The 16,292-nt window shown below is 69.7% G+C and carries 16 protein-coding genes; 13 read left to right on the forward strand and 3 right to left on the reverse strand.

Translation table 11 applies throughout. The features are described 5' to 3' along the window. The first annotated feature begins 35 nt into the window (after positions 1-35). The 5 genes from sdhB to EJK15_RS44650 all read left to right on the forward strand — a co-directional run bounded on the left by sdhB (position 36) and on the right by EJK15_RS44650 (position 5,580). Positions 36-806 carry a succinate dehydrogenase iron-sulfur subunit gene (sdhB, locus tag EJK15_RS44630; RefSeq protein ID WP_338089921.1) on the forward strand — a complete coding sequence of 257 codons (771 nt, stop codon included), beginning with the start codon at positions 36-38 and terminating at the stop codon, positions 804-806. Further along, the gene (locus EJK15_RS44635; protein WP_138716537.1) at positions 803-1,231 is read left to right on the forward strand and encodes a succinate dehydrogenase/fumarate reductase transmembrane subunit; all 429 of its coding nucleotides are present in this window, start codon (positions 803-805) and stop codon (positions 1,229-1,231) included. The genes sdhB and EJK15_RS44635 overlap by 4 nt, the downstream gene beginning before the upstream one ends. Continuing rightward, entirely contained in the window at positions 1,228-1,569 is a 342-nt protein-coding gene (frdD, locus tag EJK15_RS44640) for a fumarate reductase subunit FrdD (RefSeq protein WP_206061488.1), read from the forward strand. Before EJK15_RS44635 ends, frdD begins: the two co-directional genes overlap by 4 nt. Before the next feature lie 120 nt (positions 1,570-1,689). Further along, complete coding sequence (locus tag EJK15_RS44645) at positions 1,690-4,437, forward strand: immune inhibitor A domain-containing protein (RefSeq protein ID WP_206061489.1); 2,748 nt, start codon at positions 1,690-1,692, stop codon at positions 4,435-4,437. Positions 4,438-4,641: 204 nt separating this feature from the next. Next, positions 4,642-5,580 (forward strand): diacylglycerol/lipid kinase family protein, encoded by a 939-nt coding sequence (locus tag EJK15_RS44650; protein WP_138716538.1) that lies wholly within the window; start codon positions 4,642-4,644, stop codon positions 5,578-5,580. On the opposite strand, the gene EJK15_RS44655 is transcribed toward EJK15_RS44650, so the two are convergent. The 3 genes from EJK15_RS44655 to EJK15_RS44665 all read right to left on the reverse strand — a co-directional run bounded on the left by EJK15_RS44655 (position 5,581) and on the right by EJK15_RS44665 (position 10,373). Further along, entirely contained in the window at positions 5,581-6,348 is a 768-nt protein-coding gene (locus EJK15_RS44655; protein ID WP_138716539.1) for an SWIM zinc finger family protein, read from the reverse strand. It lies immediately after the preceding gene. Further along, entirely contained in the window at positions 6,348-9,341 is a 2,994-nt protein-coding gene (locus EJK15_RS44660) for a DEAD/DEAH box helicase (protein ID WP_338089922.1), read from the reverse strand. The genes EJK15_RS44655 and EJK15_RS44660 overlap by 1 nt, the downstream gene beginning before the upstream one ends. Positions 9,342-9,479: 138 nt before the next feature. Next, a complete protein-coding gene (locus EJK15_RS44665) occupies positions 9,480-10,373 on the reverse strand; it encodes a LysR family transcriptional regulator (RefSeq protein ID WP_338089923.1) in 894 nt (297 codons plus the stop codon). 37 nt (positions 10,374-10,410) lie between these two features. On the opposite strand from EJK15_RS44665, the gene EJK15_RS44670 reads away from it, so the two are divergent. From EJK15_RS44670 to EJK15_RS44705, 8 genes are all read left to right on the forward strand, one after another. Beyond that, on the forward strand, positions 10,411-11,010 hold the full coding sequence (locus EJK15_RS44670; RefSeq protein ID WP_138716542.1) for a short chain dehydrogenase: 600 nt from the start codon (positions 10,411-10,413) through the stop codon (positions 11,008-11,010). Positions 11,011-11,482: 472 nt separating this feature from the next. Beyond that, complete coding sequence (locus EJK15_RS44675) at positions 11,483-11,863, forward strand: phage holin family protein (RefSeq protein WP_138716543.1); 381 nt, start codon at positions 11,483-11,485, stop codon at positions 11,861-11,863. Beyond that, positions 11,860-12,453 (forward strand): DUF3618 domain-containing protein, encoded by a 594-nt coding sequence (locus tag EJK15_RS44680; protein ID WP_138716544.1) that lies wholly within the window; start codon positions 11,860-11,862, stop codon positions 12,451-12,453. Before EJK15_RS44675 ends, EJK15_RS44680 begins: the two co-directional genes overlap by 4 nt. Before the next feature lie 80 nt (positions 12,454-12,533). Continuing rightward, the gene (locus EJK15_RS44685) at positions 12,534-12,959 is read left to right on the forward strand and encodes a protease inhibitor I42 family protein (RefSeq protein WP_138716545.1); all 426 of its coding nucleotides are present in this window, start codon (positions 12,534-12,536) and stop codon (positions 12,957-12,959) included. A gap of 42 nt (positions 12,960-13,001) precedes the next feature. Further along, complete coding sequence (locus tag EJK15_RS44690; RefSeq protein ID WP_138716546.1) at positions 13,002-13,709, forward strand: DUF1838 family protein; 708 nt, start codon at positions 13,002-13,004, stop codon at positions 13,707-13,709. After that, positions 13,706-14,119: an HIT family protein gene (locus tag EJK15_RS44695; RefSeq protein WP_138716547.1), complete on the forward strand. Its 414-nt coding sequence runs from the start codon at positions 13,706-13,708 to the stop codon at positions 14,117-14,119. Before EJK15_RS44690 ends, EJK15_RS44695 begins: the two co-directional genes overlap by 4 nt. A gap of 67 nt (positions 14,120-14,186) precedes the next feature. Next, positions 14,187-15,365 carry a sensor histidine kinase gene (locus tag EJK15_RS44700; protein ID WP_206061490.1) on the forward strand — a complete coding sequence of 393 codons (1,179 nt, stop codon included), beginning with the start codon at positions 14,187-14,189 and terminating at the stop codon, positions 15,363-15,365. A 33-nt stretch (positions 15,366-15,398) separates the two neighbouring features. Continuing rightward, positions 15,399-16,148, forward strand: a complete 750-nt coding sequence (locus tag EJK15_RS44705) for a LytR/AlgR family response regulator transcription factor (protein ID WP_138716548.1) — start codon at positions 15,399-15,401, stop codon at positions 16,146-16,148. Positions 16,149-16,292: the final 144 nt, after the last annotated feature.

Below are 16,292 nucleotides of genomic sequence, written 5' to 3' on the forward strand. Positions count from 1 at the left end.
CACCCGCGGAGCGAATGAGGAGGGTGAGGGAACAGTTGGACGCAGAGACTGACACGACGGAGCGGGTCGAGCAGGTGGCGGGCACGCGCACGATCAGGATGGAGATCGCCCGCTACCGGCCGGGACAGGACTCGGAGCCGGTCCTCCAGGGGTTCGACGTGCCGCTCATGGACGACTGGGCCGTGCTCGACGGGCTCAACTACATCAAGGACCAGCTCGACGGCAGCCTGTCCTACCGCTGGTCCTGCCGGATGGGCGTGTGCGGCTCGTGCGGCATGACCGTCAACGGCGAGGCCAAGCTGACCTGCGGCACGTTCCTCGCCGAGTACGGCGAGGGCCCGGTCAGGGTCGAGCCGCTGAAGGGCTTCCCGGTCATCAGGGACCTGGTCGTGGACATCGACGACTTCCTGGCCAAGCTGTCGTCGGTGCGGCCCTGGCTGGTAAGGGAGGGCGAGGACCTGCCGCTGACCACCGAGTACGCCCAGACGCCCGAGCAACTGGAGGCGTACAAGCAGTACAGCATGTGCATCAACTGCCTGCTGTGCTACTCGGCCTGCCCGGTGTACGTGCTCGACCCCGACTTCCTCGGCCCGGCCGCCATCGCCCTCGCCCAGCGCTACAACCTGGACTCGCGCGACATGGGCGACAGGTTCGACGTGCTCAACCTGGACGAGGCCGTGTGGGGGTGCACGTTCGTCGGCGAGTGCACCCGGGTCTGCCCCAAGCACGTGGACCCGGCCGAGGCCATCCAGCGCTACAAGCTCACCGCCGCCATGCGCTCGGTGCTGCCGTGGAGCAGGCGATGACGGCCGACGACAAGATCACTCCCAGCGCCGCCGTGCGCACCACCTCGGCCGCCTACCGGCCGCCGCGCGACAACCTGTGGTTCGCCCGCAGCCGCAACTACACCGTGTTCGTGCTGCGCGAGCTGACCAGCGTCTTCGTGGCCTGGTCGATCGTCTTCATCCTGATGCTCATCGGCGCGATCTTCGGCGGCACCCTTGAGGAGTTCGCCGCGCTGGCCGCGCAGCCGTGGATGATCGTGATCAACGTGGTCGCGCTGGCCGCGACGGCCTTCCACGCCATCACGTTCCTCAATCTCGCGCCCAAGGCCACCGTCGTGCGGCTGGACGGCTGGCGGGTGCCCGCCTGGATGATCCAGGGCGGCAACCACTCGCTCTGGGCGCTGATCTCCCTGGTGATCGCCTACTTCGTCCTGAGGTCGCCGTGAAGCGCACGCTGGAGCCGTACCTGTGGTTGCTGTTCAGCGGCGGGGGAGTGGCGGCCGCGCTCGTGCTGCCGGTGCTCGTGCTGCTGTTCGGGGTGCTCATGCCGCTCGGCGTGGTGGACTGGCCTGCCCCCGAGCACCTGCGCGCGCTGGTGGACCACGTGCTCGTCCGCCTCGCGCTACTGGCGGTCGTCGTGCTGTGTCTCTTCCACGCCGCGCACCGCATCAGGTTCACCAGCGAGGAGCTGCTCGGCATCGCCAGGTTCGACCCGGTGATAGCGGTGGTCTGCTACGGCGGCGCGGTCGCGGGCGGGGTCGTCGCCGCGCTATTGATGGTCTGAATGTCGTAGTTTGATCACGTTTCAACAACGTACTTTACGTTGGTTGACCCAAGCCCTAGCGTCCGGCATTGCACACCCTATGGCCATGCGCCCGGCGATCCCGGGCAGAGAGGGTTCCTGGTGCCCAGCACAAAGCGCTTATTAGCAGCTTTACCGGCGGTCGCCCTCCTTGGCGCCGCCCTGTCCGCGCCCACCGCTCAAGCCGCCTCCGTCGCGACCTACGAGCCCGTGGCCTCGGACTTCTACATCAACTACGCACCGCCCAATGTCGAGCAGAACCCGGAGGAGCCGCCCCTCACGGACCAGCGGTCGCGCTCGATGACCCCGGCGCAGAAGTTCGACCGGAAGTTCTCCAGCGGGAACCCGGCCTCGGGCCGCATCCTCGCCGCCCGCGAGAACGAGGCGATCAGAACCGGCCGCAACCCGGCTGAATGGATCTTCAAGAACTCCAAGCAGACCCGCACGGCCAAGCTCCTGACGCTGCTCGTCGAGTTCAACGAGCAGGCCAACGACGACTTCTCCGGCTTCAACCGGCTTCGGAGCACCAACAGCGAGCCCGACGACTGCGTGGTCGAGCCGCCCGGCACAGTGCTGAACGGCCCCCTGCACAACAAGATCCCGGACCCGGCCACGCTGCCGCACAAGGACAACAACTCCTTCTGGGTCAAGGACTTCAGCCCCGAGCACTTCAACAAGATGCTCTACACCGACAAGGGCATCACCGAGCGCGTCCGCCCCGACCTGAAGGACCCGCGCGACGGCAAGCCGGGCATCGACATCTCCGGCTTCACGATGAAGAAGATGTACGAGGAGATGTCGAAGGGCGCCTACTCCGTCACCGGCTCGGCGGTCGGCTGGATCAAGGTCCCGCACTCCGAGGCCTGGTACGGCGCCGCGGCCTGCGGCGGCGCGCCCCAGGACATGTCCGGCCACCCCGGCAACGAGCTCGGCGCCGGGCAGCTCGCCATCGACTCGGTGAACGTCCTCGCGCAGACCCAGCCGGACTTCCCGTGGGCCGACTACGACGTCGAGGACATCTCCGACGCCGACGGCGACGGCAACCACCAGGAGCCCGACGGGGTCGTCGACCACCTGGTGCTGGTGCACGCCGGCAAGGACAAGTCCTCCGACGGCGGCGCCCAGGGCACCTACGCCATCTGGGCGCACTCCAGCGCGGTCGCCGGCGGCTACAAGGTCCCCGGCACCGACAAGAAGATCTCCAACTACATCGTGCAGCCCGAGGACTCCGGAGTCGGCGTCTTCGCCCACGAGTACGGCCACGACCTCGGCCTGCCCGACCTGTACGACACCTCGGGCCAGGCCAGCTCGGCCGTCGACTTCTGGGACCTGATGTCCAGCGGCTCCCACTCCGGGCCGATCTTCCAGTCGATGCCGACGCACATGGGCCTGTGGGACAAGTGGGTGCTCGGCTGGGCGAACCCGAAGACGTTCAACCCCGGCGACGCCGCCAGGCTCGTCACGGTCGGCCAGTCGTCGCGCACGCCCAAGCTCACCGCAGACGGCGTCCGGGTCAACCTGGCCTCCTCGCCGCTGAAGATGATCGACGTCCACAGCGGCTCGAACGCCTGGTGGAGCGGCCTGGACCAGGATTGGGCCAACCTCACGGTGGCCCGCGACCTGCCCGTGCCCGCAGGGACCGATCTCAAGCTGTGGATGTGGAACAACTACGACATCGAGCTGGACTGGGACTTCGGCTTCGTCGAGGTCTCGACCGACGGCGGTGAGACGTGGACCCAGCAGAAGGTCTACGACGAGGCCGGCAACGAGGTCAGCACGCCTGACGACTACCCGGACCCGTACAAGAACCTCAAGGCCTTCGGCAACAAGAAGTACGGCCTCACCGGTGACACCGGCGGCGCCTGGCGGCACGACTACGTCAACCTGACGCCGTTCGCCGGGCAGACGATCAAGCTGCGGCTGGCGTACAACACCGACGCCGCCTATCAGGGGCGCGGCTGGCACGCCGACGACTTCCAGCTCACCAGCGGCGGCACGGCCGTGTGGAGCGACGACGTCGAGGGCGGCGACAACGGGTGGAAGGCCGTCGGCGGCACGTTCACCAACACCAGCGGCCAGGGCTGGACCCGCAACAACGGCGAGCGCGAGGTCTCCCGCTTCTACCTGGCCGAGTGGCGTAACTTCGACGGCTTCGACAAGGGGCTGCAGTACACCTACGACACCGACTACCTCCGTGACGGGGCGTGGAAGGTGCAGAAGCTGAAGTACAACGCGCCGGGCCTGCTGGTGTGGTACCGCGACTCGACCTTCGTCAACAACAGCATCGGCAGCAACCTGCGGCTTCCGCCGAGCCTCGGGCCCAAGGGCAGCCTGCTGGTCGTGGACTCGCACTACGAGCCGCTGCGCCGCACCGGGACCGCCGCCGAGAAGGATCCGGCAGCGAACAAGAACCTCCAGGGGCGCGCGCAGACGTCCAACGCCGCGTTCGGGTTCGGCAAGACGTACCCGTTCAAGGAATGCCTGGAGGCGCCGGACGAGCCGTTCAGCGAGTACTGCACGGACTTCCCCGCGCAGAAGGGCGTCCCGGCCTTCACCGACGCCAAGACGTGGTACCCGGGCCTCGAGGTGCTCAACGGCGCCCTCGCCTACCGCGACTTCGACGCCTCGGTGGTCGTGCCGTCGAAGGGCGACCAGACGTACACCACCCGCGTGGTGCACGCGGACGGCACCCCCGCCACGGAGCTGTACGGCCAGGTGGCCGCCGGCTCGGTGCTCGGCACCGGCAACCCCGGTGACGAGGGCAAGGCACTGGGCGTGCAGTTCAAGCTGCTGAGCCCGCTGCCGGGCAACCTGGGCGCCATCGTCCAGGTCGTACCGCCGAAGAAGTGAACCACAGCGGTCTCAGAAGTCGGCATGAGATCGTCATGACACAGCGATCTCAGAAGTCGGCATGAGATCGCCATGACACAGCGATCTCAGAAGTCGGCATGAGATCGCCATAACACGCCGCTGGGGGCTCCCGGCGGCCCTGCGGCCGGTCGCGTCCGGCGACCGGCCGCAGGTGGTGGTCTCCACGCCCTACGATTGACGACCATGAGCGAACTGCGCACCAAGGCCGAGCACACCGAGGCGATCCGGAGGGATCGCCGGGTGGCGGTCGTGGTGAACACTCGCTCGCGCCGCGGCCGCCGCCACTACTTCGAGGTGATCGAGCAGATCCACAACCTCGGGTTCGAGCCGCTGGCCGAGCTGTCGGTCTACAACCCCAAGAAGCTGCGCGACCTGCTCGACGCGGCCCTGGCCACCAAGCCCGACCTGCTCATCGTGGGCGGCGGCGACGGCACGCTCTCCTCGGCGGTGCGCCACGTGGCGCACCGCGACGTGGCGCTCGGCGTGCTGCCGCTCGGCACCACCAACAACTTCGCCCGCAGCCTCGGCCTCCCGCTCGACCTGGCCGGGGCGATCAGGGTGTTCACCACCGGCAAGGTGGCCGACATCGACCTCGGCATGGCCGACGACCGCGAGTTCGCGAACCTGGCCAGCTTCGGCGTCTCGGTCGAGGTGGCCGGCAAGGTCAAGCCCTGGCTCAAGCGCATCATCGGCCGCCCCGCCTACCCGCTGACCGCGCTCACGGTCCTGCCGGGGCACAAGCCGTTCCGCGCCTACATCACCGTGAACGGCAAGCGCCACGAGCTGCTCACCCATCAGCTCAACATCGCCAACGGCCGCTTCCACGGCGGCTGGCAGGTGGCCAGGGACATCAGCATCGACAACGGGCTGCTGGTGGCCTACCAGCTCGGGTCGGGCAAGAAGCTGCGGCTGCTCGGGGAGACGCTGATCCGCGCGACGACCGGCCGCTGGCGCAGTCTGGCCGGGGGCCCGTTCGTGATGGGCCAGGAGATGCTGCTGGAGACCGACCCGCCGATGGCGGCCGACGTGGACGGCGAGGTGCGGCTGCGCACCCCGATCCGGCTCCGGGTGGTGCCGAACGGGGTGCGCGTCATGGTGCCCGAGGACTTCCACGACCGCTGATCAGGCGTCCCCCAGCCGTCGGTACGCCGGGACGAGCGCGCGTCCAAGATCGCCGGGCGGCGGGAAGACCCGCAGCAGCAGATCGGATGCGACGGCCGCGGGGCGGCGCTCCGGCCGGTGCGCCGTGGCGCCCGGGGCGTAGAAGTCGGCCAGCCGGTCGGCGAACGGCACGTCGTCCACCAGCAGCTCGTCCGCCTCCTCCGCGGCCAGCGACCCCAGCAACTGCTCGCGGGTGCGCCCCCGCCAGGCCAGCACCAGGAACGGGTCGTCGTCGAACGACTCGGCCAGCAGGTAGAGCACCGCCGACAGGTGCTTGCACGGGAAGCCCCAGTCGGGGCACGAGCAGTCCATGTCCAGGTCGCGCGGGAACAGGTCGATCCCGAGCGAGGCGAACAGCTCCTCGATCTCGGTCGGCATCTCGCCGGCCAGGAGCTTGGCCCGGTAGACGGCCTGCGCCGCGATGGCCTCCTCGAGCTCGGCCCACCGGCTCTCGGCGTACGCCTCGATCCTGATCACGATCTCGTACGGGGTGCGGCGCGAACCCTGCACCTCGGCCCTGACCTCGCCCGCGGACAGGTCGATCGACAGGACCTGGCCCTGGCGGGCGTAGGCCCGGCCGCGCGTGAGGCGGCCCTTGTCGCAGATGCGCTCCAGGATGTCGATGAACCGCCTGGACCACCAGGTCGAGCCGATCGAGCCGCGCTGCGTTCGGGCCTTGATGCCGCCCTCGACCTTGATCGGCTTGCTGGCGGTGTACCAGTCCGGCATCAGCTCACCCCTTCGGCCGTGAGGCGGAAGACCTCGCGCAGCTCGTCGGTCGACAGGTCCGTGAGCCACTCCTCGCCGGTGCCGACCACGCGCTCGGCAAGGGCCTTCTTGCGCTCGATCATCTGGTCCACCCGCTCCTCCAGGGTCCCCGCGCAGATGAGTTTGCGGACCTGCACGTTCTTGCGCTGCCCGATCCGGAACGCGCGGTCGGTGGCCTGGTCCTCGACGGCCGGGTTCCACCAGCGGTCCACGTGGATGACGTGGCTGGCGGCCGTCAGGTTGAGCCCGACGCCGGCCGCCTTGAGCGACAGCACGAACAGCATCGGCTCCGGGTCGTTCTGGAACCGGTCGACCAGGCGGTCTCGGGTCTTCTTCGGCAGGCCGCCGTGCAGCCACAGGACCGGGCGGTCCAGCCGCTGCGCAAGGTATGGCTGGAGCATCGTCCCGAACTCGGCATATTGCGTGAAGAGCAGGGCTTTCTCGCCCTCCGCCAGGATCTCCTCGGACAACTGCTCCAGGCGGGCCAGCTTGCCCGACCTGCCCGCCAGCCGGGAGCCGTCCTTGAGCAGGTGGGCCGGGTGGTTGCAGACCTGCTTGAGCTTGGCCATGGTGGCCAGCACCAGGCCGCGCCGCTCGATGCCCTCGCTGTCGTCGATCTTGGCCAGCATGTCGTCCACGACCGCCTGGTAGAGCGAGGCCTGCTCGGGGGTGAGCGGGCACCACTCCTTGACCTCCATCTTCTCCGGCAGATCGGAGATGATGGATTTGTCGGTCTTGAGGCGGCGGAGAATGAACGGGCCCGTCGCCCGCCTGAGCGCCTGTGCGGCCTGCTCGTCCTGGCGGGCCTCGATCGGCTCCTGGAACCTGGTCCTGAACCGCGAGCGCGACCCGAGCAGCCCCGGGTTGGCGAACTCCATGATCGACCAGAGCTCGGCCAGGTGGTTCTCGACCGGGGTGCCCGTCAGGGCCAGCCTGGTGGGGGTGGGGATCGACCGTACGGCCTGGGCCTGCAGCGTCCCGCTGTTCTTGATCGCCTGGGCCTCGTCGCAGACGACCCTGCGCCACTCGTACCGCTTGAGGGTCTCCAGGTCGCGCTGCGCGGTGCCGTATGTGGTGATCACCAGGTCGGCGTGCTCGATCTCCGCGGCGTCGCGGCCGCTGCCGTGGTGCACGTAGACGCGCAGCCGCGGCGCGAACCTGGCCGCCTCCCGCTGCCAGTTCCCGACCAGCGACATCGGGCACACCAGCAGCGTCGGCGTGCCGGCCGCCTCGTGGACGAGCAGGGCCAGCGTGGTGACCGTCTTGCCCAGCCCCATGTCGTCGGCCAGCACGCCGCCCAGGCCGAGCTGCGACAGGAAGCTCAGCCACGCCAGGCCGCGCTCCTGGTAGGGCCGCAGCGTGGCGTCCAGGCCCGCCGGGGTCTTGAGCGGCTGGAGCCGCCGCTCGGCCTGGCCGGACAGCAGGTCGCCGAGCACGCCGTCGGCGTCGATCTCCAGCAGCGGCAGCTCGTCGTCGCCCCAGAAATCGGCACCGGCGACCTGCTGGAGGATGCCGGCCGCCGTGGCCTCGCCCGTACGGGCGCCCTCCACGGCCCTGAGCGCCGCCTTCAGCTGCCGGTCGTCCAGCTCCACCCACTGGCCGCGCACCCTGACCAGCGGCACCTTGAGCCTGGCCAGCTCGGCCAGCTCCGCCTCGCTGATCGTCTCGTCGCCCACGGCCAGGTCGATGCGGAAGTCGACCAGCTCCCGCATCCCGAACCCCTGGCTCGCGGCCGCCGTCTGCGCCTTGGTCCTGGTGGTCAGCTTGAGCCCGAGTTTGGTACGGCCAGCCCAGCGCGGCAGCTGCACCCCGAACCCGGCCGCCTGCAGCAGCGGCGCCGCCTGCCGCAGGAACCCGAACGCCCCCGCGGTGTCCAGCGCCAGCTCGCTCGGCTGCGGCACGCGCAGGGCGTGGTCCAGCTCGGGGTAGAGCCTGACGGCCTTTCCCAGCCCGGCCAGGAGCTCCCGTTCGGGGGCCGCCGGCAGTCCGGGCACCTTCTCGCCGCTCCACACCTCGGCGGCCGGGACGTACAGGCTCGGGTCGTCGGCGGCCTGCAACGCCAGCTCCACGCGCCAGTCGTCGGTGTCCTCCGGCTCCAGCAGGCGGAAGCACACGCGCGTCGCCCCCTCGGCCGCGGCCGCGCTCGCGTGCCACCTTTCGAGCTCCCGGCGCAGGTCAGGGACGTCCGGGCAGGCGGGGTCCGTGCCGGTCAGCGCGGCCAGCCAGCGGTCGTGGAGGGTCCTGGGGCGGGTGACGAGCGGTTCGGTGAGGGTCTGGCGGACGAGCGCGTCCGTGAAGGTCTCGAGGGCCTCGCGCAGCACGTCGGCGGAGGGGCGCTCGATGCGGGAGGTACGGCACGCGGGCGGCATGGCCAGCGCCAGCTCCCGGAAGTACGCGGCGTCCACCCCGGTCACCACGGGCAGCCACACCGCCCGCGCATCCGCCTGCGGGACCGCCCACATGGCCATGGACCCGTCGGGCGCGTCGCCAGGGTCGCCGGGCACGAGTTGCGGGATGACGCGGCCGCGGCGTACCAGGTCGCGGGCGAAGCCGGCGACGGCGGCCCAGTGTCGCATGGTGGCGGTGCCGGTGTGCTCGGCCAGCACGCGCAGCGCCACTGCGGCGGACGGCACGACGGCCGGGACCTGCCACAGGTGCAGCCTCGGCCGGGCCGCCTCCGACAGCCGCCCGGTCTCCGGCGACGGCAGCGGCTCCTTGACCGAGCCCGGAAGCAGCAGCTCCAGCATTCGGTCCGGCGCGTCGTCGAGACCGAGTGCGTCGGCGATGCCGGGGGCGGACGCGGCGAACGGGTGCGGCTGCGGCCCGCCGCCCCGGCGCGAACGGCCGCTTGTTGATGGGACGATGAGTTCCCGCGGCGCTTGGTTGTCGTCGATGTCGGTGGTCTCTGCCCAGAAAGCGAGCCCGTCCGCCGCCCAAACCCCGTGTGCCAGCACCACGGTAGGTTACCGAAGTTCCGCAGAAAGGTGCGGCCTTCAGACCGGGATGAAGGCGACCCGTCAGAGGATGCCCCGCCGAAGGCGGGACAGACCGGGGCGCGTAGCGCGGACCCGGAATTCGCTATGCGACCGCTGCTAGGCCACCAGTTGCCGTTGCACCAGCCGGCGGAAGGCATCGGTCGCGGGATGAGCAGGGCTGCTCGGCCACACCAGATACACCGTCACGGGGGCGGCATCGGACAGGGGCAGGTAGCGGATGCCTGGGTGGGGGTGGTTGTAGCTGATGCCCGCAGTGGTCACCCCGACGGCTTCCCCGGTGGCAATGGTGGTAAGCCATTCGTCCACGCCCGGCACCTGGAAGGTCGGGGGCCGCTGGGCGTCGGGCCATAGATCGGCGCGCGTGGTCGAGGCAGTCGAGCACAAGACGACGGGCTGGCCCACGAGATCGGCCAGGCGCACGGCCGAGCGCCGGGCGAGCGGATGCTCCTCGGGCACGGCCGCCATGCGCTGCTCGCGGATGAGAGAGCAGCTCGCCAGGCTGGGATCCGGGGTGGGATCGGTGCGCAGGAATGCCACATCGGCCCCGCCTCGCCGTACGGCCGCCTCGGGGTCATCCACGCGCCGGACGTGCACAGGTATGTCGGGGTGGCGGTCACGCCAGGCGCGAAGGAGGGGAACCGTGTGGCTGCCCAGCGCGGACCAGGCGAAGGCCACCCGGATGGAGCGCGGCTGCGTCCCGGCGACCGCCTCAGCCAGCGCGGTGTCCACCTGGCCGAGAATGCGGTGGGCGTGCTCCCACAGCCGCCTTCCGGCTTCGGTGAGCGTGAGGCGGCGAGTGGTGCGCTCGACCAGCCGGGTGCCCAGACGGCTCTCCAACTGTTCCAAGGTGCGTGAGAGCGCGGGCTGGCTCATATGGAGAGCAAGCGCGGCACCGGTGATGGTGCTCTCGTCTCCGATCGCCGCCAAGGCCCGAAGGTGACGCAGCTCCACATTCATAATCGCTGAGCATAAATGCCGCCTGAAGAGCATTTCACTGCTGGCTCCGTGCCGCCGTAACGTCGTCGCCATGAAGATTCTTCTCATCGGTGCCGGCGGCACGCTCGGCACCGCCTTGCGCGAGACGCTGCTCGGGCGTGGCCACGACATCCTCACTGTTGGTCGAAGCAGTGGTGACCTCCGCCACGACATCTCCGACCCCGCTCAGATCACGGCACTGTACGCGAAGGCGGATGCGGTGGACGCCGTGGTCAGCGCCGCCGGCGACGTCCCCTGGAAGCCGTTCGCCGAGTTGACACCGCAGGACTACCAGGCGGCGTTCGACGGCAAGGTGCTCAGCCAGATCGAGCTGGTGCGCCAGGGTATTCCTCACGTTTCCGAGCGCGGGTCCTTCACCCTGATCACCGGTGTGCTGGCTCGGGAGCCTGTTGCCACGGGCAGTGCCGCGTCCATGGCCAACGGCGCGGTGGAGGCGTTCGTGCGGGCGGCCGCCATCGAAATCGCACCCCAGCGCATCAATGCCGTCTCCCCGACGATCTTCACGGAAGACCTCGACAAGTACGGGGCTTACTTTCCCGGCTTCCCGCCGGTAGACCTCAGCGATGTCGCCGCGGCTTACGTCCGCTCGATCGAAGGCGCCCAGACCGGCCAGGTCTACGCCCTTCCCTAGTGCTGGGAGGACTTCCAGAACCGTCCACGAAGCGGTCCGAAGGAGGGCCGCGTGGTGTGATTACTCTTTTACTGGTCGGACGATAAGGGACACGCTCGGGGCAAGGTGGTCATCACCGTCTCATAGAGGTGTCGGCGCGCATGTCGTATGTCACTCCGGCTCGCTACGCCCTGGCCACACCTCGTCTGCCGAAGAGGTGCGGGAGAGCTTATATAAGTCATTTGTGAAGTAGTAGAATGATGGTATGAACTCTCCCGGATCGTGGTGTGAACGGCCCAAGCCGCAGGCTCCGCCGTGCGAGCTCCCGTCCCCGTGGAGCAAGCCGAAGCAGCCGGACAATTGGTGCGAGGTGCAGAAAGACCCCGTGCTTTCGGTTCTGGGCTTCGTACTCAAGGCCGCCAAGCGGAAATAGCGCGTGATAGAAGGCCAGTCGCCTGGGTAGTCGCTTTCCTCAGCGGAGGAGGCGAACATCGTGAACGACACCCAGAAACTGGTCCACGATCTCTCCGAGCAGGTCTCCCGGCTCGTCAAGGATGAGCTTCGCCTGGCCAGGATGGAGCTCACGGAGAAGGGCAAGCACGCCCGTTTCGGCGCGGGCCTGTTCGGTGCGGCCGGAACGGTCGCGTTCCTGGGCGGCGCCACGCTCGTGGCCGCTGTCGTCATGCTCCTCGCTCTGGTCCTGCCCGGATGGGCGGCTGCCGCGATCGTGGCGGGAGTGTTGCTCATCGCCGCCGCCGTGCTCGGCCTGACCGGCAAGAACCAGGTGAAACGAGCCGCGCCGCCGGTCCCCGAGGAGACCATCGCGAGCGTCAAGGCCGATATCGACATGGTCAAGGAGAGAGCACGGCGATGAGCGAGACCGACCCCGGACACAGCGAGCAACACGCCGGTGACGTCGGCGCCCGCAGAGCGACCGTGGGCACGCCGACCGAGCGCGAGTCCATCAACGTGCCTCCGACGAGACCCGGCGCGGCAGAGAACGCGCGGCAGGCGGAGGCCGCCCGACAGGAACACGAGACATTCATCCCCGAAGCCCCCATCCCAGACGAACGATCCGAGGCCGTGGAGAGCCTGCGTACCGAGGAGAGATCGCTGGGTGGGGAGCGCCGGGCCGCCGACGAGGGAGTGGGCGACGTGCGCAAGGACATCAAGGAAACCCGGAAAGAGATGGGCGAGACCGTCAGCGAGCTGGCGGACAAGGCCGATGTGAAGGGCAGGGCGACCAGCGCGGCCGAGACGGCCAAGGGCAAGGCCGCCGACGTGGCCGAGACCGTGAAGGGCAAGACCTCGGAGGTGGCGGACAAGGTCAGCGAGGCCACGCCCGACCAGGTCAAGGACGCCGCCGCGCAGGCGAAGAAGCGGCCCGTGCTGCTCATCGCCGCCGCCGGCGCCGTGGCGGCCTTCGTGTTCGGCCGCATCCTGAGGCGCCGCAGGGACCAGTAAGGCATCGCCGCGGGCCAGCCGGTCGTGCGGAAGCCGTACGCGGTGCCCCGCGACCCGCCGGAGGCCGATAACCTGCAGGGATGATGCGTCGAACGGTCGTCGCCGCCATGGTGGCCCTGCTGGTGGCGGGCTGCGGCGGCGGGTCCGCGGTGAACGACTTCGGCACGGTGGTCAAGGGCTCCAAGGGCGAGACCGTGCGGGTCGAGCTGCGGCCGGGGCAGCGGTTCTCCCTGGCCGTGGCGGACAATCCGTCCGTTGGCGACAGCTGGTCGCTGGTGGAGGCACCGGACGCGAAGGTGGCCTCGTACATCAGCAAGGAGCGCGAGAGCGAGGGCGACGCCCCCGGATCCGGCGGCACGGCGTACTTCGTCTTCAACTCCAAGCGGCCGGGCACGGCCGAGATCAGGCTGTTCAACTGCTGGCGCTGCGGCCAGGACAGGACGCCGAAGGACGAGGAGAGCAGGCGGCAGTCCGGTGAGGCGATCTTCGCGGTCACCGTGCGGTGATTCAGGAAGAGCGTCGTGACATTTCCGGATAGCCTGCGGATCATGGAATTCATCCGGGTGCGCGCCTCGGCGGACGGCGCGGAGACGATCTCGTACTGGACCGGCGACGTATACGGGTGGCAGGACGACGACGGCCCGCACCACCTGTTCGGATTCGAGGGGATCAACGTGGCCAGGGCGGTCGAGTCCGACGGCGGCTGGCAGCTGCTGACCAGGGAGGCCGCGCTCTACCTCGACCCTCGCACCAGGGAGGTGATCGACGTCTGGGACAACCCGTTCACGGGGCGGCCGGTAGAGGTGCAGCACGTCTTCAACGATCCGGTCAACCAGCGGCTCGGCGCCTACCCGGTGCCGGTGACGCGTCTGGGCGGCCAGGTGGTCTACAACGTCGACATCCGGCTGGCCTACCCGTCGCCGCTCAAGGTCGCCGACTACCCGGACAACTCGGCCGGTGACACGTATCGGGCGCTGGAGCTGTTCCAGTTCTTCGCCTCCGCCACGGATCTCGACTCGGGCGTGGCCGACGTGCCGTGCGTGTTCTCCTGGTGCCGGGTGTCGCCGTGGCTGCCGTGGATGGCGATGGGGCAGCGCGGGGGCGCGCTGGTCTACCACTGCCGGGGCGCCAAGGTGCCGGAGGTTCCCGAGCGGCTGCGCGAGCGCGTGGGCGAGCGTTTCCTGCACGCCCCAGAGGAGTGGTCGGGGCCCAACATGACGAGCTGGACGGCCTTCGCGGACAGGGCCGGACGGTGAGCCCCGACCTGTTCTGCGAGATCATCGCGGGCGAGCGGCCCGCCCACCTGGTGCGATCCGACGACGTGGCGGTCTCCTTCCTCGACGCCCGGCCGGTCTTCAAGGGGCACGTGCTGGTCGTGCCCACGCTCCACGTCGAGACGCTGGCCGACCTGGCCGACGTCGGGCCGTTCTTCGAGCGGGTGCAGGCCATGGCCAAGGCGGTCGAGGAAGGGCTGGAGGCCGACGGCACGTTCGTCGCCATGAACAACCGCATCAGCCAGAGCGTGGCCCATCTGCACGTGCACATCGTGCCGCGCAACAAGAAGGACGGACTGCGCGGGTTCTTCTGGCCGCGCACGAAATACGACTCCGCCGAGGAGGCCGAGTCGTACGCCGCCAGGGTGGCCGCCGCCTGTGAGCGACGGTAGGGAGTGAACCACTTGCTCAGAGGGCCGACGCAGGAGGAGCTCTGAGCGCGTACTAGGCTCTGGCCGCGTGGAGTACCTGGTCGGGGTCGCTGTCGTGGCCGTGCTCGTGGGCGTGCCCGCGATCGTGCTGTGGCGCGTCATGCGGGGCCGCCGCGAGCTGGGCACCAGCCCGGCGGAGCGGGCCACGTTCGAGACCCTGCACACCGCCTCGCTGGCCGGGCCGCCGCTGCGGGCCGGGCTCACCGCCGACGGCGCCGAACGCGCCTCGCGGCACCTGCGCGCCCTGCTCGGCTCGGCCGCCCTGGCGATCACCGACGGCGAGCGGCTGCTCGTGTACGACGGCGCCGGCGACCACCACGCGGTCGATGCGTTCGAGCACGCGGCGGCCACCTTGAAGGACGGCCGCACGCAGGTGCTGACCATCGACTGCGAACTGCTCGAATGCCCGATCAGGCAGGCCGTGGTCGTGCCGCTCACCACCGACGACCGGGTCGTCGGCGCCCTGGCCGCCTACGGGCAGCACGCCTCGGCCGGGCTGGTCAGGGCCGCCCAGGAGGTGGCGGGATGGGTGGACTCGCAGCTGGAGCTGGCCGAGCTGGACCGCTCCCGCACGCTGCTCATGGAGGCCGAGGTGCGGGCGCTGCGGGCGCAGATCTCGCCGCACTTCATCTACAACTCGCTCACCACGATCGCCTCGTTCGTCCGCACCGACCCCGAGCGGGCCAGGGAGCTGCTGCTGGAGTTCGCCGACTTCACCCGCTACTCCTTCCGCCGGCACGGCGAGTTCACCACGCTGGCCGAGGAGCTGCGCTCGATCGACCGCTACCTGATCCTGGAGCGGGCCAGGTTCGGCGACCAGCTGCAGGTCACGCTCCGCATCGCGCCCGAGGTGCTGCCGGTCGCGGTGCCGTTCCTGTGCCTGCAGCCCCTGGTCGAGAACGCCGTCAGGCACGGTCTGGAGAGCCGCAACGGTGTCGGCCGTATAACGATTATCGCCGAGGACGCCGGCGCCGAGTGCCGCATCAGCGTCGAGGACGACGGGCTCGGCATGGACCCCGACAGGCTGCGCCGCATCCTCGCAGGTGACATCGCCTCGCCCGGCGGCGTCGGGCTGGCGAACGTGGACGAGAGGCTGCGCCAGGTGTACGGCGACGAGTACGGACTGGTCGTCGAAACCGGCGCCGGGGCGGGTACCAAGGTCAACATCAGATTGCCGAAATATCACCCGGGCGTCTCTGCCCGTTGACCTCGATCTTTGTTGTCGGTTTTATCACTATCTATGGCACAACTCCGGGTCCTCGCGGTCGACGACGAGCTACCCGCGCTCGAAGACCTGTCGTACCTGCTGCGCGCTGATCCCCGCATCGGCGAGGTGGTCACCGCTCGGGACGGCGCCGCCGCCCTGCGGCTGCTCGACCGCGCCATCGCCGACGGCAGGCCCATAGACGCCGTGTTCCTCGACATCAGGATGCGCGGGCTCGACGGGGTGGTGCTCGGGCGGCTGCTGTCGCAGTTCGCCAACCCGCCCCGGGTCGTGTTCGTGACGGCGTACGAGGAGCACGCGGTCGACGCGTTCGAGATCAAGGCCGAGGACTACCTGCTCAAACCGGTACGGCCGGAGCGGCTCGCCGAGGCGATCCGGCGCGTCGCGGTGTCGGCCGACGTGCCCGTGGAGGCCGGCGAGACCGACACGATCCCGGTCGAGCTGGGCGGGGTGACGCGGTTCGTGTCCAGCGCCGACGTGATCTACGTGGAGGCGCAGGGAGACTACGCGCGGCTGCACACCGCCGGCGGGAGCCATCTGGTCCGCATCCCGCTGGCCACGCTGGAGGAACGCTGGGCCTCGGCCGGCTTCGTCCGCGTCCACCGCAGCCACCTGGTGGCCGTCAAGCACATCGAGGAGCTGCACATCGACTCGGGCAAGTGCACCGTGCGGGTGGGCGACACGGAGCTCCCGGTCAGCCGCAGGCACACCCGCGAGCTACGCGACCTGCTGGTACGCCGCGCCAGGAAGGGCAGACCCGAATGAGCGACCGCCTGAGAGGCCCGGCAGGAGAGGGCGGGCCCGCATGAGCCCCGAACCTCGTCCGGCGCGGAGGATCCAGAGAGAACACCCGCGGCGGGTGGCGGTGACCAGCCCGCGCACCGCCGCCGCCCGCCGCCCCCGTTACCC

The sequence above is a fragment of the Nonomuraea basaltis genome, from assembly GCF_005893125.1.
Taxonomy (GTDB): Bacteria; Actinomycetota; Actinomycetes; order Streptosporangiales; family Streptosporangiaceae; genus Nonomuraea; species Nonomuraea basaltis.